Below are 22,194 nucleotides of genomic sequence, written 5' to 3'. Positions count from 1 at the left end.
TTACTAATAACTTCTACATAACTGATGCAGATTTTTTTCGTGTGAGTAAACGATAACTTGATAGTCCCCAAGCAAAGATGACTAAGGCTAGGGCAACATAGAAAGCTACGTGCATCCCTTGAAGAAAAACTTCTGGCCGTGATTTAACATAGCCAGATACGCGGTGTCCGATTTGTCCTGACATGGCAACAAATAAAACCGTTGTCGCTAAGGTTGTCCCTAATACAAAGCCGAGGTTTCGGCCCAATGCGTTGACTGAGCCAGCAATTCCTAGATACTTCATTTCCACCGTTGACATGACTAAAGCGTTATTAGGGCTTTGGAAAAAGCCGACACTACCGCCATGAATGAACAAGATTAGCATCACAAGTGGCATAGCCGTACCTTGACCAATCATGAGATAACCGAGTTGGACGATTAGAACGCCAGAAATAGCAAAAAATGTGATGATTTCCTTGTCGAATTTATCTGATAAAACACCAGCAATTGGGCTAAAAATGAACATCCCCACGGGGTAAGCCATCATCACCATTCCTGCAAATCCCGCAGCAGAACCACGATAATCTTGCAGATAGAATGGCATGAGGATGTTAACAAAACTACCTGCTGTAAACATCGTCATGCTAGTTAAAACGCTCATACTAAAGAGTTTACTGCTAAAAATATTGAGATTCAGCAAGGGTTTTTCAACTGTTTTTTCTGTATGAATAAACCAAACAAAAAGTGCAACCATGGCAACAAAACTTAGGATGACCGACAGCGTCATGAAACCTTGAGCTTGGCCTAGACTAACTGCGATGAAAAACGCGACAATCGTTAGAAACATCTGCGTTGCCCCAAGTAAATCGGCATCTTTCACACTACCTGAGCCAGGATCTTCCGGCAAGGCTTTTCTACCAATAAGATAGGCAACGACGCCCAAAGGCACATTAATCCAGAAGATGTACGACCAACTCGCAAACTGTAAGATAAAGCCGCCGATTGCAGGTCCTGCTATTGCACCTAAACTCACAAACATAGACATGATACTCATAGCTCTAGCTCTCAAAGCCGGTTCAAAGAGTTGACTAGTAATCCCAAAACTATTGGACATGGTCATAGATGCCCCAACAGCTTGAACAATCCTTGAAAAGAGTAGAAAATGTAGACCTAGATTAATCCCTGCGAGTAGTGAGCCTAGGGTGAAAATCAAACTACCAATGCTAAAAATTTTCGTTTTTCCGACTAAATCACCGAGCCTACCAAATAACAGAATTAAACCTGATATAACGACTAGATAAATGGTCACTGACCAAGTCACTTGCCCCATATCAAGGTGCATTTCACGTGCCATACTTGGCAGTGCAATGTTAACAATTGACCCATCAAGGGTTGACATAAACGTAAAAATACCGAGCGCCAATAGCCCTGGAAATTTTTCTTTACTAAACATATGCGACTTCCCTTTTTCTATAATAAATCTTGAATAGCTGCTTCTAAATCATCGATTTGTGCCTCACCTGTAATTTGGCTGACCATAATCCCATCAACCGCTCGTTGCACCAAACTATCAATATCCATACGTGCTTCAAATTTTTCAGCATTTTCAAGCTTAGGATTAGTCTTAGGTTGTGGTGGTGCAAAAATCGTACAGCAGTCTTCAAATGGCTGAATCGAAATATTAAACGTATCAATCTTCTCAGCCAATTCGATAATTTCTAATTTATCCATGGTCACAACCGGTCGAATAACTGGCGTTGTAGTGACTGCATTGATAGCTGTCATTGAGCCCAACGTTTGGCTAGCCACTTGTCCTAGACTTTCACCATTGATGATGACCTGACCGTGACGGCGAGCCCGAATCTCATCAACGACACGCATCATGAAACGACGCGTTACTGTCATCAAATAAGGCATCGGTACTTTTTCTTTGATTTCTTCTTGAATCTCAGTAAATGGCACTTCGATAAATTGAATATCACCGCCAAAAACTGTTAACTTACTAGCTAAATCTTTTGCTTTTTTAAGCGCACCAGGACTCGTATAAGGTGGGCTAGCAAAATGAACTGCCTCAATTTCAACGCCACGTTTAAGTGCTAAATAACCCGCAACTGGCGAGTCAATCCCACCAGATAACATCAGCATACCCTTACCGGCAGTACCGACAGGTAAGCCGCCCGCACCCTTAATTGTTTCGTAGCTCAGATAAGCAAAGTCAGGACGAATTTCGACCCGCAAATCAATATCAGGCTTTTTCATCTGTACTTTCGCATGTGGCACTGCCATAATAACCGTATGCCCCAACTCACGATTCAACTCTGTACTATCTAGCTCAAAATCATGGTCAGAACGCTTAGCCGTAATTTTAAAAGTCATGCCTTCTTGATACACATTTTTCATCAAGGTTGCCACTGCTGCTTCAATTGCTGGCATATTTTTGTCCACTTTAATCGCAGGCGAAAAATTCTGAATACCAAACACCTTGACTAATTTCTCAGCCAAAGGCGCATAGGCTGCACCATTAAGATAGATATGAGCACGGTCTCGCTCACCCTTAACCGAAATCGTCGGAAATTCTGTCAAAACCTCTCGGATATTTTGAGCCAAACGACTGATAAAACGCATCCGATTTTTGCCCTTAGTCGACAACTCACCGTAGCGAACCATAATTTCTGAATAATTTAAATTTGTCATAGTCACTTTCTATTTAAAATCCCTCGCCTAAACACTAGCGAAAGATGCCCGATACCCTCACCTACCTAGCGAAAAAGTATCTCTATATTTTATTGTATTTTTTGGAATTTGGCATGGAGTTGTTTGAAAATCGTCAAAAATTGTTCGATTTCTGCCATGTTATTGGTCTCATCTAGGGAAATGCGAACAGCAGATGTCGCAAGTTTAGGTGACACATGCATCGCCGTTAGGGTACTAGACGCTAGACCCGCCTTAGAGGAGCAGGCACTTGTCGTTGAAATGTAAATCTCATGTGCTTCAAACCCATGTACTAACACTTCACCACGGACACCTTTGAGTCCAAAAGTAATGATATTAGGTACAAAGTTATCCCGCTGACTAAAGACGACAACATCCGAATATTCAGCCAGTGCTGTCAACAAGACTTCTTTCATCGCCGCCAACTTCACAAGTTTAGCCTCTGAGTCAGCTAGCACCATACGTAAAGCCTTAGCTGTTGCTGCAATACCTGCCACATTTTCCGTCGTTGAGCGTTGATTATTTTCTTGACCACCACCTGTTAACAAGGGTTGCAGTTTTTTCCCTTTTTTAATATAGACAAAACCAACACCTCGGGGGCCATGAAACTTATGTGCTGAAAAAGTTGCAAAATCAACACGTTCAGGTAAAAACTCAAGCACGTCTAACTTACCAACAGCCTGTACCGCATCCACATGAAAAGAAATCGTTGGTTTATCCGCTAACAAGTCACCAATCTGACGAATCGGCTCAATGGTACCAATCTCGTTATTGACAGCCATAACTGAAACCAAAATTGTCTCTTTTTTTATCAAGGCAGCCAGCGCATCAAGTTTAACAAAACCATGGCTATCAACAGGGGCAAAATCCACCTCAAAGCCTTGTGTTGCAAGCCATTCTGCAGATTCTTTAACCGCAGGATGCTCAACACTTGAGACGATGATATGGTTACCATAGACACGTTTTTCAAATGCCACACCTTTTAGAATCCAGTTATCGCCTTCTGTACCGCCTGAGGTAAAGTAAATTTCCAATGCTGATTTGCCGAGTAGGTCGGCAATTTGCTTGCGAGATGCCTCTAGCATTCGCCCAGCAACTGTCCCTAAATTATGTAAGCTAGACGGATTGCCCATGATTTTTGTGGCAACGTCTGTATATGTTTTCAGGACTGCGGGTTCAATCGCTGTTGTCGCTGAATTATCAAAATATATCATGTTTCTTCCTTTTATTAGAACTTCAAGCTAACTTCTGTAGAAAAAATAGATAATTGACGAACCTGCGCAAGCGCAGAAGTTAACGCTACGTCATACTGCTTTCACTATCATATTTTGAACTTGAAAATAACTGCGAGTTCGCAGTTTTTATTTTGGTGTATACTCTAGGAAATCATAGAGCAAGTTGGAATGATTGTCATTCATTGAATAGTTTTCGAGGGCATTGACATTTTTTCGCATAACTTTGGCTTCTCGCGCTGTTAGCAAACCTTGTGCCTCATATTCAAAGATTAATTTGCGTTCTAAATAATAGCCGCGCATCATCTCATCTAAATTATTAGGTCGTGCCTTGGTGATGATTCGGGTGATGAATCCGCCCGTTGCCACTTGCTCTGATGCACGCAAGCGTTCTGATTGTAGATAATTTATCAAGTCGGCATTATAGACCCCTTCCAAACTCTCTAGGGCATCTAAAATAAGACTTGTATTATTGAAGTAAAGGTCACGAATTTCCGTCTTAGAATCGCCAACCAATTTCTGTATTTTTTTTCGATTAAAATGAATGTTAATATGTAAAATATTACTCAAAACCAAGCGAATCACCCGTAAAAAAATGGCAACTGCAAAGGCTAAACTTGAAACAAATCTATGAACAATAGAGCGTTCTAGCTCTTTCAAATATCGTTGGTAAATCCGATAAGTTTTAATCGTAATTTCATTATTTCGGAATGCATTTTCCAGACCTTCATTTTCAAGTCGAAGAATCAAGAGCTGTAAGTCATTAAATTCGGCAGTCATTGTCGCTGATTCTTGATTAATAATCAATTTCCGAATTCTCGCTTGATAATTATCAATCGTCGCAATATAGCCAAGTTTATTTCGGCCTTTTTCTGATTCTCGCTCAAGCTGCTCTACGACAGTAGTCAAAATGGCAATCTTTGCGACATTATAAACTTTTTCTTCCTTTTTAGGGGCAATAATAGGTAACACTAAAATTCCCGTTAAGAAACTGACGACGGTTACTGATGCCGCAAGAAAGATAAGCAATGAATATTTCTGAGCAACTGCTTCTGGTAGTAATAAGATTGTCGCAACAGACACTGTCCCCTTGACACCAGAAAAGGTGAGAAGTAAAATATCATCGACATAACGGGCAAATTTTTGATGACGTTTTTTAGCAATCACAGCATAATAGACACTTAAAATCACATAACGCATGATAAACAAAGTTGCTGTCAACACTAAAACAGTGAGCAATAACCTAAAATTATCGTAATAAGCATTACTGATGATTGGCGTCACGATTTGTTGTAACTCAATGCCTAAAAACAAAAAGACAATGGAATTCAAAATAAACGTCACAGCATCCCAAACTGTTTTCGAGACACTTTCAACCTGAGCATCAAACAAGGTAATTTTTTTGAAACCACCTGCCTGCATGACACCTGCCACGACAACAGCAATAATCCCTGAAACATGAAATTCTTCTGCTAGGAAAAATGCCAGCAGGGGCAGCATAATTTCCAACATCAGATAACCCGTGACATCCTGCGCCGCGACATCTTCCATCAGGGTCAGAACAGTCCGATTCAACCAAGCCACTAGAAAACCAACTAGTGCTCCCCCAATGGCTGACAGTGCCAAGCTGCCAACGGCTTTCCCAAGAGAAAACTCTCCTGTAGTTAACGCTAATATGGCAAACTGAAAGGCGATAATACCAGATGCATCATTAAAAAGACCTTCGCCTTTTAAGACGGCAATGATTCGTTTTGGAAAATCGAAACGCTCAGAGAGCGAGCTCACCGCTACCGCATCGGTCGGTCCTAAGCTGGCTCCAAGGGCAAAACAGGCGGTTAAAGGAATGGCAGCATAAAAATTATGACTGATAATCCCGACAATAAGGGTTGTCAGAAAGACGACAGGGAAAACAAGCAGTGTTACCGTACGTCCATGCTTGACAATCCCTTTCACGTCTGCTTCTTCTCCTTCTCTAAACAAAAGGGGCCCAATAATAAAGGCCAGAAAAAGCTCCGAATTTAGGCGCAAGACATCTCCTGCTCCAAGTACACCTAAAATCAAGCCAAAGACAACTTGAATGAGGGGTAGTGGAAGTTTAGGGAAGACCTTATTGATGACATTAGAAACAATTAATGCGACAAAAAATATGATGACATAAAATACCGTATGAATCACCCGTGTATGCTCTCCTTTCACTTTCTAACTTGGCACAAATGCTCACGCACAGATGCTTGACCTAATTGTTGATAGTTCTTACCACTCATCCCATTCGAGTATAGTGCATTAACTAGCTACTACATCCAAAACTATGATTTTAACAACACTTAAAAACTATCATTAGTTATCATTTTTTTCGTCCAATAATTTTTTGAATAAAGCTTTTTTCATGGCTAACTTCTGGTCAAATTTTTGGGCAGATTTTTTATCCAAAGTCGCCCGACATCGTTTAATTTCTAATTCTGACAATTGCCGACGCAAGCGTGCTTTTTGATTATCTCGACTGCGAAAGCGATCTAAAAATGATAATTTGGCTGCCATGGCAGTATTCAATTCACTTTTATCATGATTTTCTAGATAAAGCTCGCGCATATGTTGAATTCTTTGTTCGAATTCATCATCAGACAACTTTTTCATTTCTTCTCTCCATATGATTAATTGATAAGGCTTATTATAGCACAAAAGCCTCGCACACGCCAACGCCAGAACACCATAGACTTTCAAATAACATCAGACAAGTTTTTCTTTTACTTTTCCGCCAAATGAGCATATAATAAAAGTAGAGGGTATGACTGGTTTCTGCCCAATTATTAATCTCAAGGGGCACACGAACACCGTGTCAGCACACCTTAGAGCATCATAAATGGAGGAAAAAGCTATGCTTCAAGAATATAAGAAAATTATGGTGGGGATTGACGGATCCGTTGAATCTACTAACGCTTTTGACCGCGCACTCGCTGTCGCAAAACGAAATGACGCAGAACTTCTACTCGTTAATATTATCGATTTGCGCGCCTTCCAAAGCATCTCAACCTACGACACAATGGTAGCTGAGGACACCAAAAAAGGAGCGGAACAACTCATTGCCGATTTCGCTGAAGAGGCAAAAAAAGCCGGTATCAGTAAAATTAAGACCCGAGTAGAATTCGGATCTCCTAAGGTTATGATGTCAACGACACTCCCTAAAGAAGAAAACGTCGACTTAATTATGATTGGTGCCACAGGCTTGAGCTATATCGAACGACTATTCATCGGATCAGTCGCTCAATACATTGTTACCCATGCTAAGTGCGATATCCTAATCGTCCGTTAAAAATGAAATCAGAACTCTAAAAGAGTTCTGATTTTTTTGATAGATAGACACAGATACTCAGACTTAAAGTTGTGTGCTGTTTAATTTAGCAATCTCAATAATTGTATCAACAGCTGCCTGCATGGTTTGCACGCTCACGAACTCAAAGCGACCGTGCATATTTTCACCACCCGCAAAAATATTCGGCGTTGGAATACCCATAAATGAAATTTTAGAGCCATCTGTCCCACCACGGACAGGTTCAATCTTAGGTGTGATACCCAAGTTTTTCATCGCAGTTTCAGCAAGTGTGACAATAGACATATCTTTCTCAATCACTTCAGCCATGTTGTAATATTGATCTTTCAAGACAACATTGACACGGTCTTCATCATAAGTCGCATTCATTTTTTCAGCAATTGCTAGAAGGTCTGATTTCATTTGCTCGAAAGTCGTCCGATCATGGTCGCGAATGATGTAAGTCATCGTCGCAGCTTCTGGTGAACCAGACATGCTTGCCAAGTGGTAAAAACCTTGACGGCCGTCAGTCAGTTCTGGACGCGCTGTTTCTGGCAATTGATTGTGGTAATCATTGGCCAATTGAAGGGCGTTAATCATTTGATTTTTTGCTGTTCCTGGGTGAACATTACGACCAGCAATTGTGATCACAGCTGATGCAGCATTGAAGGTTTCGTATTCCAACTCACCTAGTGGACCACCATCGATTGTGTAGGCAAAGTCAACATCGAAATCAGCGACATCAAATAAATCAGCTCCTGTCCCGATTTCTTCATCTGGTCCAAAGCCAACACGAATTTCACCATGTTCAATCTCAGGATGTTGGATTAAGAAATCAGCTGCTGTCATGATTTCAGCAATACCTGCCTTATCATCAGCGCCAAGCAAGGTTGTACCATCTGTTGTAATCAAAGTTTGGCCTTTGTAGTTGGCTAGATTAGGGAAATCTTTGGTATCCAATGCATAACCGCTTGTCCCAAGTTGGATTGGGTTACCATCATAATTTTCGACGATTTGTGGATTAATCCCATCCGCATTAAAATCAGCTGTATCCACATGCGCAATCAAGCCCATTTTACGGACTGGTTTAGCCGTCGTCGCTGGAATTGTCCCAATGACATAGCCATTGCTTTCTAAATAATGGACATTCTCTAAGCCGATTTCACGCATTTCATCCGCCAACATGGCTGTAAACGCAACTTGTGATTGTGTCGTTGGAACTGTTGTACTTGTTTCATCAGAGCGCGTATTAATTTTGACGTAACGTAAAAAACGTGCTAACATCTTATTTTCTGTCATCATTTTCCTCATTTCTTAGGCATTCACACCCTAGTCGCATGAAAAAACTTTCAACCCTAGAGTCGAAAGTTTTCATTTTTAAGCTAGATTAAGCTTTTTTTGCTTTCTCGCATGAGCTCGTCGCAGTTTTTAAGCTTTTTTAGCTACTGGATAAACAGATACTTTTTTCTTGTCGCGACCGAAACGTTCGAATTTTACAACGCCTTCGATTTTAGCGAAAAGTGTATCATCACCACCACGGCCAACGTTTTCACCTGGATGGATTTTAGTACCGCGTTGACGGTAAAGGATTGATCCGCCAGTCACAGTTTGTCCGTCAGCAGCTTTAGAGCCAAGACGTTTAGATTGTGAATCACGACCATTGGAAGTTGAACCACCACCTTTTTTGTGGGCGAACAACGATAGATTCATTTTCAACATAGGGTTTTTCCTCCTTGATTTAATGTAGGAAATTATTTTGGTTTCAAAATCTAACCAAAACAATCCACTTGATAGATACCCTTAGGTAACTTTGATGAAACTGCTATATTCTGCTTCTTGGGCAATGGCGTTAACACCATTTTCAAAGTTGCGCAATAATATCTGAGCAATTTCAGCTTGTTTATCGGATAAATCTGACAAGATTTCACAATCGAGAAAGCCTCCTTCGACTTCATCCACTTCAACCAGGGGTTGAAAATGAGCAAGCGTCTCTAGAGAATTCACCGTTGTAATCGCAAGACTTGAAACGCCAGCACAAACTATGTCGTGCGCCATTTTGCCATTAAAGGCATGTCCTGTGATCACAAAACGTGTAATCTGGTCATCTTTTCGACTAAACTTGATGTTAATCATCTGATCAAATATCGCGATTAAGCGTTGATTTCTTTGATGATAACTTTTGTATACGGTTGACGGTGACCTTGTTTACGGTGTGAGTGTTTTTTAGGTTTGTATTTGAAAGTAACAACTTTCTTTTGTTTACCTTGTTTCTCAACTTCTGCGACAACAGTTGCACCAGATACGAATGGTGCCCCAATCACAGTTTTTTCACCGCCAACAAGTACAACTTCGTCAAAAGTTACAGTAGCGCCAGCTTCAACGTCCAATTTCTCAACGTAGATTGCTTGTCCTACTTCAACTTTGACTTGTTTCCCGCCAGTTTTTACGATTGCATAAGTCATTTGCGTGTTTCCTCCTTATATAATATGTTAGACTCGCCTTGGTAGGTGGAATGACTTCACTTAAGTACAACTCTGAAAATTGCTTTTGTTCAGTTTTAGATAAAATTTTCTTAGACAAGGAAATCCGCCGAAGGCTTGCTGGTGCAAGTCAAGAAGGATTGACGACGACTAAGAAGATTTTAGCAAAAGTGGGCAAAACTGAATTTACAGGGCTATACTTTAACCTAACTTCGTGCGGTTGTACTCTTGAAAGCTATGAAACTCACAAAGACAACATTGTTATTATACCAAAAACAAATGACCTTGGCAAGTATTTTAATAAATAAAAACAAACAAGGCGACTGCCTCGTTTGTTTGATATGTCTTGGTGAACTAGTTCAACTTGCTAAAGTACCGACAGTCACTCTGATAAGTCGTCTGTTTGTTCATCAGAAACGCTATTGACATGTTCTGCGACTTTAGCTAGTTTACCAGTTTCTTGCACTGTCAATGTCCCTGCAGCACGCTGTTCCATCATGTTAGCCAAATCCATACCTGTTGATTATTTGATAAAATCAAATAATCCTGGTAATTGGCCTGATCAACAACTAAAAATCAATTTACTACAACTACTTTAAAGCTAAATCATGTTGAAAAAAGACGATACAAACCTTTTGTGTCACTGATTTCATCAAAAATAGATATGATTTCATCAGATTGATAGTATATACCTCGTCTTTCTGTACCAACTTGTCTAATAATCTGGTTTTCTTTTGCTTTATTTAACAAATTATTCGCTGTACGTATACTGATACCCATTTTTTCAGATGCTAGTTGAGAATTAACAACTGGGTTTTCAACTAATAGATACAGCAGATTAACAAGATTTTTATTTCGTCTTTGATCAATCCTGGTCAGCCATCTATCTAACGTTTTATCTATTTTTTGGCTAATCTTAGTGCCAATATTAACTGCTAACTTTAAGGCCTCTGAGATTTGAACGATGATAGGCAACGGATCACCATTTTGATATTCCTTTATCGCTGACATATAGCTATCAATATTGGCCAGCAAACCACTTGATACTGGTAATGTTACAGATAAAAGAATTTGTTCTGCTTTTAACATTCGATGGATAAGTGTTCGACCGGTACGCCCATTGCCATCCACAAAAGGATGAATCGTTTCAAATTGCGCATGAAATAGTGCCGTTTTGACAATTGGATTAATGTCTTCACGTTTAGAAAAAGAAATGATGTCATCCAAATACTCATCTAGTCGATCGGCAACTGGTGGCACAAACAAAGCATCATGTGGACTATAAGAATTCCCACCAATCCAAACTTGTTCATCACGAAAATGTCCACCAAAATCTTCTCCCGATGGTTCTATCAAAGTTTTATGAATTTCTTTGATGACATCTTTATCAATGTCTGAATCCGATTTAATACCCTCACGCATGGCTTTAACGTTGCCAAAAATTAATTTAGCATTATGTGGGGCTTTGACATTCAATTCTGCCAACGCAATATTTCTAACACTAGACGTCAAATTTTCGATTTGTGAACTCGCAGCGGATTCACTTCTCAACAATAGCGCAGGAAAAGAATACTTCTTCTCCTGTTGAATAGCATCAAATCTTGTGATGGCGACCAATACTTCATCCAATAAAAGTTGTATTTCTTTTGTTAGATCAATCTCAATCCCTTCAATTTTGAGAGGAATTGCAGCTAAATACTCAGCTTTTATTTTAGATTTCTGCCGTTTTGAAATGTATGTGAAATCTAATTTACTTTGCCAAGGTACTATTTCATATGTTATTGGGTGCCATTGTTCGTTCATCGACCAAATTTCCTTTCATTCTATTATTTAGGTAATTATCTCACTTATTTTCCTTTAAGTCAATTTTAGAGGAAATTAAGTGAAGACAAAAGCACAATTCGCTTAGGAATTGTGCTTTCGTCTTCAATCTGAGAGGCTTACACAGTACTCTTTTTTATTGACCTTAAATTAATCGTTTCAAACAAAGCGACTACCTCGTTTGTTTAATAGTATTTAACATCACTCGTCTGTTTGTTCATCAGAAACGCTATTGATATGTTCTGCGACTTTAGCTAGTTTACCAGTTTCTTGCACTGTCAATGTCCCTGCAGCACGCTGTTCCATCATGTTAGCCAAATCCATACCTGTTGATGATTTGATAAAATCAAATAATCCTGGTAATTGGCTAGCAGAGGCGCCTGAGATGCTTTCAACGCCGTCATAAACTGTCATATTTTGAATTTGTGACAAAGGTTCTGCAAGTTTCGCTGCAATATCTGGCAAGACTTTGACAAGTTCTTGCATGATGATCATTTGACCATTAGACTCAAAAGCCTTGGCTAATTTTTCTTGGCTTTCTGCTTTTGCTAGACCAATTTGACGAATACTTTCAGCTTCGGCTTCACCACTCTTACGAATACGTTCAGCTTCCGCTTGCGCCTCAGCTGTCACTGCATAGGCTTTGGCATCAGCTTCTTTTTGTTCAGCAATCAGCTTCACTTGCGCAACTGTTTCAGCTTCGACTTTTTTCTGCGCTTGCTCGACTTTAGCGGTTTCAACATTGCGCTCAGCGACTAGCTTATCAGCATCAGCTTTCGCCAATTCTTGTTGCCGTCTAGCTTCAATATTTTGAAGTTCTTGTTCGCGTTGTGCTTCGATGATTGCGATTTGTTTTTCACGATCATACTGAGCTGTTTTAATTTGCGTATCTTTCTCAACTTCTGCAATCTTTTGCTCAGATTCTTTCTCAGCCTTAATCGCGATTTGTTGAGATTCAGCTTCCTTACTTCGTGCATTTTTATCAGCTTCTGCTTTTTGAATACGTGAACGGCTCTCATTGTTTTTAATTTCAATGATGGCCAAGTTATTGTAATAGCCCGAATCATCCGAAACACTCTCAACCGACAAAGTAATCAGTTCAAGACCAAACTCTGCGAGTAATGGTTCAACCAAATTCACAACGTTTTCTTGGAACTTAGTTCGGTCAGTATTTGCCTCCTCAGGCGTTAATTGACCAATGATCGAACGTACTTGGTTGCCCAACACATCAGATAGGTCAATCACCAAGGCATCCAAATCAGTGCCTAAAATACGTTGTGCCGCAGTTCTACGCATCGCATCAGACTGACCAATGCGGATTGTTGCAAGAGTTTTAACATTGATTGGGACTTGGTTGACTGTTGGCACCTTTGTAACGGTACTTGCCACTGTAAATGGTTTTTGAGAAATGTACGTATACTCTTGAAGGACAGGTATGACGAAAGTCCCACCACCACTTACAATTTTTGTTTTTGATCCTGTTACTGGGTCCGGCTGAATACCACCACCTGAGATGACCATGATTTCGTTAGGCGCAACACGTTTGTATTGGGCTAAGAAAATAATCAGTAACAGTAAAACAACGGTTGCAATTGCGATCGCAATAATCATCCCGCCTGTCAAGACAAACCCTTCCGAAAGTAAAAATAACTGATTTTCCATAAAAAACTCCTCTGTAACAACGTTCTAGTACTCAAGAGTTTGTTAAATTTTTTCAACAGAATAGGTATTATTTGCAATCAATAGACCAACTTTAACAAAATCACCGACGCGCAACTCCTCATCACGGCATTTTCCATTGATAGTAAAGATGCCTTCTAGAGTGCTAACTTGGACTTTGGCAGTTTGACCAAATACATCAATAACCCGACCTGACTCATTTAACAATACGAAATCTTGAAGATCCAAAACATGATCTCCTTCTAATTATTTGACATAAATGCCATGCCTTATTTTATCATTTTTCCATAACATTCTCAATAATTCAAAGACGACATTTTAAAGGATTATTGGGACTATTTTAGATTTTTATTGTAATTTGGTATAATATGAAGTAACAGCTTTAATTTAAAACTTAACAAGGAGACTATATTGAGCAAGCTATTGATTGTTGAAGATGACGGCAATATCTGCCAGCTACTAGAACTATTATTAAAGGATAATCATAAACTCACTATCGTTAATACAGGAACAGAGGCTCTGCTACAAGTCAATCAAGCGCAATTTGATTTGATTTTACTTGATCTGATGCTACCTGGTGTAACTGGCGAAAGTGTCCTAACAACAATTCGTAAAACGAGTCAAACACCTATTATCATCACGACAGCGATTGATGATAAGGCGAAAATCGTTGAATTGCTAAAATTGGGTGCCGATGACTATCTCACAAAACCTTTTAACCTTGATGAATTACAAGCAAGAATTGATGTACAACTTCGTAAGATAAACCATGAAATGCTACCAGACAAAACTTTCGCCTATAAAAACTTGTCTCTAAATCCTGAAAATTTAGAGCTAAGAATTGGAGACGCTAAGCTCACCGTTGCCCAAAAAGAATATCAAATCATGGCCTTACTCATTAATCATCCAAATAAAATCTTCACAAAGGAAAATCTTTATGAACGCGTCTGGCAAGAAAATTATCTAGGCGGTGAAAATACCTTAAATGTCCATCTGAGCAATCTCCGTAAAAAGTTAAAAGCAGCTGATCCAGAAACCGACTACATTGAAACAGTTTGGGGTATGGGTATCCGTTTAGCAAAAGAAAAGAGTTAATGATGATGCTTATTTTGTTACTCCTCTTTTTGCTTACTACAATTATCTTAAGCGTTTATTTAGCACTTGTCCTATTTGATTTACAGCAAATCACGCGCCAAGTGACTTTTATTGCTGAAAAAGAAACAAACGCCGAGATAACTTCGACAACCAAAAATCCTTGGATAAAAAATTTATTGAATCAAAACAATCGCCTGATTCGTAAGAATAAAACCTTTCATCGGGAGCAAGTCAAAAAAGATAAATTACTGCACGAAATCTTAACCAATTTAACCCATGATCTAAAAACACCTCTCACCGTTGCATCTGGCTACACACAACTACTTGAAAAAACGGTGCCTACTGAAAATCAAGAAATCGTCTCTAAAATCGATAATAGTTTGACCAGTATCAAACACTACCTTGACTATCTCATGAGTATAATTTAATTCAAGAAAAGAATATCTCCCTTAACTTAGAAATAATAGATATATCTGAAAGCTTACGTGAAAGTCTTTTCCTTTATTATGAAGGCTTTGAGGAACGTCAAATTTCACCTAGTTTTTCACTGCTCGATCAACAATATACCATTGTTGATGTGGTTATCTTACAACGAATTTTTCAAAATATTCTTGGCAACGTCCTCAACCACGGCAAGGACTACCTCCAAGTTACCATGACCACTTCTGATGAAAAATGGTTGAAACTTAGTTTTTCCAATGGATTACAAGCTAAAATTGACAACCCGCAACTTTTATTAGAACGTTTCAAAACCAATGAGCCATCTCGTACAAATAAAAGCACTGGACTCGGACTTAATATTATACAAGAGCTCTGTCACATGATTCATATCACGCCTAACATTGAAATAACAGATACCGACTTTAAAATTGACCTTTTAATCCGATTAAACCAATAAAAAATCTCGTGAGTATAAAATCTCGCGAGATTTTTTGTCAACAAGTAAACCTTACAGCTCTTTATGTTTAATAACAACAGAACTGCCAACTAGTGACAACAATATAATAGCGACACCTACAAAAAGATAGGGGAGACTTTCATTCATTGAGACTAAATTCAATCCGACCTTTTGAGTGAAACCCGCAAGATCAAAATATTTGATGACATCCGATTTTGTTATAAGCTGTGCAATCTGAACAATCAAAGGATAGATCACAATAAACACCGCTGCCATGATTGAACTCTGAGTTAAAATCAAAATTAACGTTGCTAGACTAAACAATACACTGACCATTAAGCCCATTACGACAGACGACAGTAGCATTTCAGAAAAAATCGAAAATAAATCTACACCTGCTGTACCATATTTAAAGATGCCAGAGACAAGAACGATGATAAAAAATAGAAAAGTCGATAAAATCAAGACAACTAATTCAGTCACATACTTAGCAAAAACGAACGACAATCTACTGGTTCCTGATGTCAAACTATTTTTATAGGTCTTCAAAGAAAACTCAAAACCAATTAGTATAACAAAAACACTGATAAAACAATAATTCAAAATGGAACTTGAGGCAACAGTGTTTTGCATCAAATGCGGCAAGTCCCAGACCGTTTCTTTGAAAAGGTCATTATCTACATTGACGCCTGAAGTTATAGCAGTTTCAAAAAAGACACTCAACACTCCAAGTGCAGCCACTACCAATAATGTAATGCGAATCCCAGTTGTCTGACTTAAACGATAAAAATCTGCTTTCATTAAACGTACCATCACTTATTCCTCCCCTACTGTTTTCACTAAATTTGTGTAATAGTCTTCCAGGATATAGTCTTATTTATCTATTCCCTCAACATAAATATCATATACCACTAGTAATTTATTAATCTCTGCAACGCTCAAAGATGTGCTAGAAATTTTAATTTCGTGCTGACTTAGCACTTCAAAATCATCTGTCACATTTTCAGATAAAACAACAGCTGCTTTAGCAGCATCTTCTACCTTAACAACAATTCCTTCTGTCACAATGGCATCAAACTCATCTTTAGTGATTTCCTGAATCATCTTACCTTTATGAATGAAACCAAAACGCGTCGATACTTGATACAATTCTGTCAAGATATGACTTGAAATAAAAATCGTTGTCTCTCTCTCCTGATTAATTTTCACAAGCAACTCACGCAATTCCACGATTGCAATTGGATCTAGACCATTGATCGGTTCATCTAAAATCAGAAAATCTGGTTGATTAACAAGCGCCATAGCGATACCCAAACGCTGTTTCATACCAAGAGAAAACTGCTTAAACTTTTTCTTACCTGTATCTGCAAGATTCACAAATTTTAAAGTCTCATCAATCACTGAAAAGTCGTGAATACCTCGCTGCAAACAAATAATTTTCATATTTTGATAAGCATTCAAAGCATTAAAGGCTGCAGGTGACTCAATCGCAGAGCCAATTCGATTTAATCCCTGATTATATTTACTAGATTCTTTTGCATGACCCAAAAGTGTGATTTGACCATATGTCTCATTGGATAAATCAGCAATCACTTTCATAATTGTTGTCTTACCCGAGCCATTTCGACCAATTAAACCATAGATATCTCCTTTTTTAACATCAAGTGAGACATTATCAAGCGCCAACTGACGCCCGAATTTTTTAGTGACATTTTTTAAAGACAAAATTGTATCTGTCATATCCGCTCTCCTTTTTCTGCAGAAGTTTCCGACTGCGTCGTACCGCTGTCAGTATCATGTTGATACTATTATCATATCATGCAAATATCAAGCTGTCTCTTAAGTAACTATTAAATCTTTCTTAAATCTCAATCTATAATTTGATGCAAAAAAAAGCGACTCAATCTGAGCGCTCTTTTCATTTATCTTTTAACTCTTAAATCGTTTCAAACAAAGCCACAACTTTTGCTTTTTGATCGGCTAACAAGGCGATTTTAGCAGCAATTTGTGTCTTAGCCATTTCGATAATTCGTTTAAAGGCTGGTTCATTTTTGAATGGTTCTGTGAAGTCGATAAAGGCTTGCAGTTTTGCTTCTGTGTCAAAGCTATTGCCAATGACTTTGATAAAGTCACCAGACGCCATATCTCCGCCTAGCTTTTCTTGCACCCAATCCCAATTCTCAACCAACCATTCAAAGGCAGCAGCTTGAGAAAAGTCACGGCTGACAAGTGATGAGAACCAGAAACGTAAGTCTTGTGGTTTTACCAAATCAGTGTTGCGATATTGTGAGATGATCGTTTCAACTGTCGTCATTTTCTTCGTGCTAGACACGGCAACATTCAACTCACGTTGGAAGGTTTGGTCAGTCGTTTTAGCATAAGCATCAAAGTACTTTTGAACTAATTCGTCTGTTTCGTTTTCAACGATTTCATTTTTCAGGACAACTTGTCTGATATCAGCTGGAATACTGTGAATATCAGTAGCATGTTGGCTAAATACCTCTGATGATTGTGCGACAGCATCCGCGTTTTCAGCGTAGACTTCCCATGAAATTGGTAAGGCACGTAATTGCTCATCATTAAATGATTCCCCGGCAACTTTAGTCCAACCTAAACGGTTGTATTGTTTGTCAAACAAACGTGCAACAAATTTCTTAAAGTTGACTTCTGAATCAGTTGATTCGTCGATGAAAATTTTCAGAGCATTAAGCGCTTGTGACATGGCCAAGTTGACAACATTTGACGGTTCATTATCAAATGTCGCAAGCAAGTTGACCAAGTCAGCGTAGTCAGACAAGCCACCTTCTGCCAATTTCAAGGCAGATTGGATGAGTTGAACTTTTGTAATCGTATCAAAAGTTGGGACTGCTGCAGTTACTTTTTCAGTCAATGCTGCATCGTATTTGACCAAATAGTGTGCGGCATTTTGCGCATTAAAGAGAAGTGGTTTGTCGCCATTTTCAGCTGATAAAGCCGCAAATCCTGGAATTCTAACTTCTGCTTCTGACAAGACATCAGGCAGACCAGTCCAATTCGTGTTAAGTGGGATTTGCCATAGACGACCTTGGTCTACGCCCTCACCTGTAAAGAATTGTTGTTGGCGTAAAACGAGTTCATCGTTTTCTACAGACACGCTCAATACAGGATAACCAGGCTGCTCGATCCACGATGTCATAAAGGCTGAGACATCACGACCTGACGCTGCTGACAAGGCATCCCACAAATCGCGACCAACAGTATTGCCATACTGATGCACGTCAAAATACGCATGAAGGCCTGCTGAAAAGTCAGTGTCGCCGAGCCATTTGCGGAGCATGACCATAAGACGAGCGCCTTTGGCATAGACGATAGCGCCGTCAAAGAGCGTGTTGATTTCGTCAGGGTGGTTAACTGCAACATGGACTGATTGGACACCATCGATGGCATCACGATTAAGTGCCATAGGAGCTTCGGATACTGAGAACTGCTCCCAGATGTGCCAGTCAGGCTCGATTGCATCAATGGCAACGTATTCCATCATGTTAGCGAATGATTCGTTCAACCAGAGGTCATCCCACCACTCCATAGTAACTAGGTCACCAAACCATTGGTGTGCAAGTTCATGCGCGATGACAAGTGCCACGTATTGGCGGCTAGCAAGTGTCGAGTTATCTGGATCAGCAAGCAAGGCGACTTCACGATAAGTGATTGCACCCCAGTTTTCCATCGCGCCTGCTGAAAAGTCAGGCAGACCGATATGCCATGAATGTGGCAATGGATATGCGACTTTGAAGTAATCTTCGTAAAATTCGATGACACGAATGGCGATATCTAAAGGAAAATCAAGCGCTTGTGCTTTATGCGCTTTGGTTGCAAAGACACCAACTTGTGTGCCATTTTTTGTTTTGCCAAGTTTTGACTGCATATCACCAAAAACAAAAGCCAAAAGGTAAGATGACATCTTAACTGTTGTGTCAAAGGTATGCACACCATTCTCATTTGAAATTTCTGGCATATTTGAAACGATTTCTTCGCCGTCTTTTTCGTCAAATTTCACTGACAAATCAAAGGTTGCTTTAGCCGCTGGCTCATCAATAGATGGAAAGGCTTGGCGGGCAAAGTGCGTCTCAAACTGCGTACCGACTAATTGTTTTTTCTCACCGTCAGCATCGTAATATGACGGGTAAATACCTGTCATGTTATCTGTTAAAGCTGCAGAGTAAGTGAAGTCAACTGTCGTTTCACCAGTTGCTGGGACTTTAAAAGCTACTGTTTCAGATGCTTCATCCAAGCTGAAATCGACTGCTTGACCATTGACGGTAACTGATGTAATCTCTAAATCTTTTTGGTGAAATGCAATATCAGTCGTCAGACTCTCACCAGTTACAGTTACTTGACCTTCGAACCGTTTTGTTTCTCGGTTAACATCCAGGAAAATTTTATAATTTTCTGGTTTAAAATCATCGTATAAATGCTTAAATTCGCTCATGTTCATCTCCGCTATCATTCATTATTCTGTATCATTATATCAAAAAAGACTGCTCTTGTAAAAATTTGAGATTAGTCCCATACTTTTTTTAGACAACAACTAACAAGCTAAAGAAAACGCTCTAGAGTTCAAACTCTAAAGAGCGTTTCTTAAAGCTTAATAATCCATCACGTCTCCGACATAGCTTTGGAGAAGATACTCATTTTGAGAATCATCAACATTTTTCATTTTGATATCCCATTTACCATCTTTTTTGCTCATCATGATATTGAGTTTATCACTTGATTCTACTAAGTCTGATTTATCAAGAATTTCTCTATATTTATTATAGGTATCTTCTTCTGCTTTTTTGTAATCATAATCATCTGTCGCATCAAGATAGGCACTCTCATAATCACCGATAAGACGACTAATATTTTCTCTAGATAAAGCATCCAGCTTAACATTAACTAACGCTTTATTATCATAAAAACCTACAGTTGTCAGTTTATAAGATGAACGTTTAACTGCCATATAAAGTTGTGGTAGATTCCCCCAATCCTTTCCTTCTCCTTTATCAAAAAGATGAAGGGCACCTGCTTCATTACCATCAACATCTTGTTTTAAATCAAGTGTACTAATCGCAGCCACAGGAGACTTCCAAGGTTTAACTTGAATTTCCGTATGAGCATCATTAAGCACAAACTGGGTACTGAACGATTGAGTTAAATCCGGGTCTTGAAAAATTTCAACAACTTCTGTAAAATCTTTCATCCCCTTATCCTTAGGATCAAAACCAATATCAAGCTTTAGATTTTCATCGCGTTTAACAGTTAACTTTTCTCCTGAATAATCAGCCTTACTGTCATCCTCATATTTTCCACGTACACGAGTCGCCAATTGCTCTACGTTGACAGACTTACCTTTTGGCGGTGCAGTTTTGTCTTCCGACTTTTGACAGCCAACTAAAAACAAGGTAGATAGTAAAAGTCCTGCAAATAATCTTCTTTTTCCCTTTTCATTATTTTCTACATCATTAATACCTTTTACCACATCAAAAAGTTACAGGTTTTTTAGTTTATTTTTAAGGTAATTAATAAAAGCGTCTTTAGAAACATCTTTTCCTGTCAGAAAATAATAACGTTTCCCCCTTGAAAAAGCCGCATAATAGCACTCTCCTTCTTGTGCTAACTGAATGACTTGCCCCTTTATTTTACTAGGTACAACTTGTGCCATAAACTCAGGAATAATTGTTGAGTCATCGCCCTCCTTCACTTCAATTGGCTTATTTTTCTGGTTTCGATGAGAGGTATCAAACTTCCCAAAAACTTTTATTCATCGAAACTTGATTTTGACTCACCGCCATAATATGAATCTGATCCCTCTGATGATAATACACGAATCCGCTACCAATAAAGAGTATAAGCAATGCCACTAAAAACAGCCTGCCATAAAAGAATTTCATTTTTATCCTTTTATCAAAAAAACCTGACCTGGTCTCCGTAGCCAATTCCGCTCTTATAGCTAATTTAGTCTTATCTACCAACTCATTTGGTGCCTTAATTTGACTCATCGCATCAACATATTTTTCTTTAAGCAACTCATCAAACGAGTCATCAAATTTATAGTTATCATTCAACAGTTATCACCCCTCCTTCCATTTTTTTCTTCAAGGCAACTCGTGCACGTGATAGTCTCGTTTTAACAGCTGATTCAGTCAACTCAATTAATTGCCCAATTTCTCTAACTGAATACTCCTCAAAATAAAAGAGATGCAAAATCATACGTTGATCATCTGTTAATTTTGAAATTGATGACATCAACTTATCATTGATTTCATTGTCAATACGAAAATCCTTAGCAGTCTGAACATCCGCTAGTAAATACTCAAATTGGTAATCGCTTAAATCAGTCCGCTTTTTCCGCCAAGCTAAATTAAATTGATTTTTACAACAATTAATCGTGACTCGAATTAACCAAGCCTTCAAGTGAACCTCATTTTTAATCTTCTCTTTATTGCGAACCAGTTTTAGAAAAACTTCTTGAAAAATATCCTCAGCATCACTTTTGTTTTTCATTCGAACAAAAGCAATCTTATAAACCATATCAGCATAAAATTCGACTAAATCATCTAGCTCGAGTGCTGAAAACCCTGATTTTCCCATTTCACTCCTTGTATATAACACCTTTTACTCCCCAAAAAGGTTACATATCATTTGTATTATAATAAATATACATTTTAATTCAAATAACTAACGTTACACTGATTATTTTAACATTATAAACAAATTATTACAATATTAAACATATTGATATATTATCATGTCCTTAGTTGTCAATAGCACTACATTAGTATTCCAGGTCTGTTATCTAAAAACTCACTTCCCGCCAAATGAAAACAAACAAAAAAAAAGTAGGCTCTTTGTCAAATCGTGTGGGAAAATAGTTTTCCACTATAAAGCAAGTAACTGTTGAGTTGCTTGTTTTTTTAATTAGTTAAGGTTTTGTTCATGAGGAGAATGCGTTTCTTGAAGTTCCTAAAG

The 22,194-nt window shown here is 38.7% G+C and carries 25 protein-coding genes; 5 read left to right on the top strand and 20 right to left on the bottom strand.

Annotated elements, in window-relative coordinates; translation table 11 throughout:
• Positions 1–13: 13 nt before the first annotated feature.
• The 5 genes from HZR21_RS00120 to HZR21_RS00100 all read right to left on the bottom strand — a co-directional run bounded on the left by HZR21_RS00120 (position 14) and on the right by HZR21_RS00100 (position 6,557).
• Positions 14–1,432 (bottom strand): MFS transporter, encoded by a 1,419-nt coding sequence (locus tag HZR21_RS00120; protein WP_180745388.1) that lies wholly within the window; start codon positions 1,430–1,432, stop codon positions 14–16.
• Positions 1,433–1,449: 17 nt separating this feature from the next.
• On the bottom strand, positions 1,450–2,673 hold the full coding sequence (gene thiI, locus HZR21_RS00115) for a tRNA uracil 4-sulfurtransferase ThiI (protein WP_180745386.1): 1,224 nt from the start codon (positions 2,671–2,673) through the stop codon (positions 1,450–1,452).
• An 89-nt stretch (positions 2,674–2,762) separates the two neighbouring features.
• A complete protein-coding gene (locus HZR21_RS00110; protein WP_180745384.1) occupies positions 2,763–3,905 on the bottom strand; it encodes a cysteine desulfurase family protein in 1,143 nt (380 codons plus the stop codon).
• A gap of 147 nt (positions 3,906–4,052) precedes the next feature.
• Complete coding sequence (locus HZR21_RS00105; protein ID WP_180745382.1) at positions 4,053–6,098, bottom strand: cation:proton antiporter; 2,046 nt, start codon at positions 6,096–6,098, stop codon at positions 4,053–4,055.
• A gap of 162 nt (positions 6,099–6,260) precedes the next feature.
• Complete coding sequence (locus tag HZR21_RS00100; protein WP_003137941.1) at positions 6,261–6,557, bottom strand: hypothetical protein; 297 nt, start codon at positions 6,555–6,557, stop codon at positions 6,261–6,263.
• A 241-nt stretch (positions 6,558–6,798) separates the two neighbouring features.
• Here HZR21_RS00100 and HZR21_RS00095 point away from each other — a divergent pair, with 241 nt between their 5' ends.
• Positions 6,799–7,233, top strand: coding sequence for a universal stress protein (locus HZR21_RS00095; protein ID WP_003137943.1), 435 nt, complete (start codon positions 6,799–6,801; stop codon positions 7,231–7,233).
• 63 nt (positions 7,234–7,296) lie between these two features.
• Here the strand turns inward: HZR21_RS00095 and pepT are convergent, their stop codons facing one another.
• The 4 genes from pepT to rplU all read right to left on the bottom strand — a co-directional run bounded on the left by pepT (position 7,297) and on the right by rplU (position 9,692).
• Complete coding sequence (gene pepT / locus HZR21_RS00090) at positions 7,297–8,529, bottom strand: peptidase T (RefSeq protein ID WP_180745380.1); 1,233 nt, start codon at positions 8,527–8,529, stop codon at positions 7,297–7,299.
• Positions 8,530–8,658: 129 nt separating this feature from the next.
• On the bottom strand, positions 8,659–8,949 hold the full coding sequence (gene rpmA, locus HZR21_RS00085; protein ID WP_003137946.1) for a 50S ribosomal protein L27: 291 nt from the start codon (positions 8,947–8,949) through the stop codon (positions 8,659–8,661).
• Positions 8,950–9,030: 81 nt separating this feature from the next.
• The gene (locus tag HZR21_RS00080) at positions 9,031–9,363 is read right to left on the bottom strand and encodes a ribosomal-processing cysteine protease Prp (RefSeq protein ID WP_180745378.1); all 333 of its coding nucleotides are present in this window, start codon (positions 9,361–9,363) and stop codon (positions 9,031–9,033) included.
• 17 nt (positions 9,364–9,380) lie between these two features.
• The gene (gene rplU, locus HZR21_RS00075) at positions 9,381–9,692 is read right to left on the bottom strand and encodes a 50S ribosomal protein L21 (protein ID WP_061773673.1); all 312 of its coding nucleotides are present in this window, start codon (positions 9,690–9,692) and stop codon (positions 9,381–9,383) included.
• A gap of 38 nt (positions 9,693–9,730) precedes the next feature.
• Here rplU and HZR21_RS00070 point away from each other — a divergent pair, with 38 nt between their 5' ends.
• Positions 9,731–10,018: a hypothetical protein gene (locus HZR21_RS00070; RefSeq protein WP_180745376.1), complete on the top strand. Its 288-nt coding sequence runs from the start codon at positions 9,731–9,733 to the stop codon at positions 10,016–10,018.
• 74 nt (positions 10,019–10,092) lie between these two features.
• Here HZR21_RS00070 and HZR21_RS11865 read toward each other — a convergent pair whose 3' ends face one another.
• The 4 genes from HZR21_RS11865 to HZR21_RS00055 form a co-directional block, all read right to left on the bottom strand.
• Positions 10,093–10,218, bottom strand: a complete 126-nt coding sequence (locus HZR21_RS11865; RefSeq protein WP_259276379.1) for a hypothetical protein — start codon at positions 10,216–10,218, stop codon at positions 10,093–10,095.
• Positions 10,219–10,316: 98 nt separating this feature from the next.
• The gene (locus HZR21_RS00065; RefSeq protein ID WP_180745374.1) at positions 10,317–11,513 is read right to left on the bottom strand and encodes a Fic family protein; all 1,197 of its coding nucleotides are present in this window, start codon (positions 11,511–11,513) and stop codon (positions 10,317–10,319) included.
• Between the two features lie 219 nt (positions 11,514–11,732).
• The gene (locus tag HZR21_RS00060) at positions 11,733–13,193 is read right to left on the bottom strand and encodes a flotillin family protein (protein ID WP_180745372.1); all 1,461 of its coding nucleotides are present in this window, start codon (positions 13,191–13,193) and stop codon (positions 11,733–11,735) included.
• A gap of 42 nt (positions 13,194–13,235) precedes the next feature.
• Positions 13,236–13,439 (bottom strand): hypothetical protein, encoded by a 204-nt coding sequence (locus HZR21_RS00055; protein WP_003137958.1) that lies wholly within the window; start codon positions 13,437–13,439, stop codon positions 13,236–13,238.
• A gap of 183 nt (positions 13,440–13,622) precedes the next feature.
• On the opposite strand from HZR21_RS00055, the gene HZR21_RS00050 reads away from it, so the two are divergent.
• From HZR21_RS00050 to HZR21_RS00040, 3 genes are all read left to right on the top strand, one after another.
• A complete protein-coding gene (locus tag HZR21_RS00050; RefSeq protein WP_180745370.1) occupies positions 13,623–14,306 on the top strand; it encodes a response regulator transcription factor in 684 nt (227 codons plus the stop codon).
• 29 nt (positions 14,307–14,335) lie between these two features.
• Positions 14,336–14,734: a histidine kinase dimerization/phospho-acceptor domain-containing protein gene (locus tag HZR21_RS00045; RefSeq protein ID WP_180745368.1), complete on the top strand. Its 399-nt coding sequence runs from the start codon at positions 14,336–14,338 to the stop codon at positions 14,732–14,734.
• A 149-nt stretch (positions 14,735–14,883) separates the two neighbouring features.
• Entirely contained in the window at positions 14,884–15,204 is a 321-nt protein-coding gene (locus HZR21_RS00040; protein ID WP_180745366.1) for an ATP-binding protein, read from the top strand.
• A gap of 51 nt (positions 15,205–15,255) precedes the next feature.
• Here the strand turns inward: HZR21_RS00040 and HZR21_RS00035 are convergent, their stop codons facing one another.
• The 7 genes from HZR21_RS00035 to HZR21_RS00005 all read right to left on the bottom strand — a co-directional run bounded on the left by HZR21_RS00035 (position 15,256) and on the right by HZR21_RS00005 (position 21,816).
• A complete protein-coding gene (locus HZR21_RS00035; RefSeq protein ID WP_180745365.1) occupies positions 15,256–16,017 on the bottom strand; it encodes an ABC-2 transporter permease family protein in 762 nt (253 codons plus the stop codon).
• 60 nt (positions 16,018–16,077) lie between these two features.
• Positions 16,078–16,944 carry an ATP-binding cassette domain-containing protein gene (locus HZR21_RS00030; RefSeq protein ID WP_180745364.1) on the bottom strand — a complete coding sequence of 289 codons (867 nt, stop codon included), beginning with the start codon at positions 16,942–16,944 and terminating at the stop codon, positions 16,078–16,080.
• Between the two features lie 196 nt (positions 16,945–17,140).
• Positions 17,141–19,672, bottom strand: coding sequence for a M1 family metallopeptidase (locus HZR21_RS00025; RefSeq protein ID WP_180745363.1), 2,532 nt, complete (start codon positions 19,670–19,672; stop codon positions 17,141–17,143).
• Positions 19,673–19,828: 156 nt separating this feature from the next.
• Complete coding sequence (locus HZR21_RS11990; RefSeq protein ID WP_180745362.1) at positions 19,829–20,704, bottom strand: DUF5105 domain-containing protein; 876 nt, start codon at positions 20,702–20,704, stop codon at positions 19,829–19,831.
• Between the two features lie 9 nt (positions 20,705–20,713).
• Complete coding sequence (locus HZR21_RS00015; RefSeq protein ID WP_180745361.1) at positions 20,714–20,887, bottom strand: hypothetical protein; 174 nt, start codon at positions 20,885–20,887, stop codon at positions 20,714–20,716.
• Between the two features lie 76 nt (positions 20,888–20,963).
• The gene (locus HZR21_RS00010) at positions 20,964–21,290 is read right to left on the bottom strand and encodes a hypothetical protein (protein WP_180745360.1); all 327 of its coding nucleotides are present in this window, start codon (positions 21,288–21,290) and stop codon (positions 20,964–20,966) included.
• Positions 21,283–21,816, bottom strand: a complete 534-nt coding sequence (locus tag HZR21_RS00005; protein ID WP_180745359.1) for an RNA polymerase sigma factor — start codon at positions 21,814–21,816, stop codon at positions 21,283–21,285. The genes HZR21_RS00010 and HZR21_RS00005 overlap by 8 nt, the downstream gene beginning before the upstream one ends.
• Between the last annotated feature and the right edge of the window lie 378 nt (positions 21,817–22,194).

It is taken from the genome of Pseudolactococcus laudensis (assembly GCF_013449735.1).
Classification (GTDB): Bacteria; Bacillota; Bacilli; order Lactobacillales; family Streptococcaceae; genus Pseudolactococcus; species Pseudolactococcus laudensis.
Note: the sequence above shows the minus strand (reverse complement) of the source record. Positions and strands in the feature narration are given on the sequence as shown.

Excerpts from the sequence above, each read along its gene's own strand:
- HZR21_RS00100 (WP_003137941.1), bottom strand. The coding sequence starts at position 6,557 with ATGAAAAAGTTGTCTGATGATGAATTCGAACAAAGAATTCAACATATG.
- HZR21_RS00065 (WP_180745374.1), bottom strand. The coding sequence starts at position 11,513 with ATGAACGAACAATGGCACCCAATAACATATGAAATAGTACCTTGGCAA.
- HZR21_RS00005 (WP_180745359.1), bottom strand. The coding sequence starts at position 21,816 with ATGGGAAAATCAGGGTTTTCAGCACTCGAGCTAGATGATTTAGTCGAA.
- HZR21_RS00030 (WP_180745364.1), bottom strand. The coding sequence starts at position 16,944 with ATGACAGATACAATTTTGTCTTTAAAAAATGTCACTAAAAAATTCGGG.
- HZR21_RS00110 (WP_180745384.1), bottom strand. The coding sequence starts at position 3,905 with ATGATATATTTTGATAATTCAGCGACAACAGCGATTGAACCCGCAGTC.
- HZR21_RS00120 (WP_180745388.1), bottom strand. The coding sequence starts at position 1,432 with ATGTTTAGTAAAGAAAAATTTCCAGGGCTATTGGCGCTCGGTATTTTT.
- HZR21_RS00035 (WP_180745365.1), bottom strand. The coding sequence starts at position 16,017 with ATGGTACGTTTAATGAAAGCAGATTTTTATCGTTTAAGTCAGACAACT.
- pepT (WP_180745380.1), bottom strand. The coding sequence starts at position 8,529 with ATGACAGAAAATAAGATGTTAGCACGTTTTTTACGTTACGTCAAAATT.
- HZR21_RS00025 (WP_180745363.1), bottom strand. The coding sequence starts at position 19,672 with ATGAGCGAATTTAAGCATTTATACGATGATTTTAAACCAGAAAATTAT.
- HZR21_RS00060 (WP_180745372.1), bottom strand. The coding sequence starts at position 13,193 with ATGGAAAATCAGTTATTTTTACTTTCGGAAGGGTTTGTCTTGACAGGC.
- rplU (WP_061773673.1), bottom strand. The coding sequence starts at position 9,692 with ATGACTTATGCAATCGTAAAAACTGGCGGGAAACAAGTCAAAGTTGAA.
- HZR21_RS00095 (WP_003137943.1), top strand. The coding sequence starts at position 6,799 with ATGCTTCAAGAATATAAGAAAATTATGGTGGGGATTGACGGATCCGTT.
- thiI (WP_180745386.1), bottom strand. The coding sequence starts at position 2,673 with ATGACAAATTTAAATTATTCAGAAATTATGGTTCGCTACGGTGAGTTG.
- HZR21_RS00015 (WP_180745361.1), bottom strand. The coding sequence starts at position 20,887 with ATGGCACAAGTTGTACCTAGTAAAATAAAGGGGCAAGTCATTCAGTTA.
- rpmA (WP_003137946.1), bottom strand. The coding sequence starts at position 8,949 with ATGTTGAAAATGAATCTATCGTTGTTCGCCCACAAAAAAGGTGGTGGT.
- HZR21_RS00080 (WP_180745378.1), bottom strand. The coding sequence starts at position 9,363 with ATGATTAACATCAAGTTTAGTCGAAAAGATGACCAGATTACACGTTTT.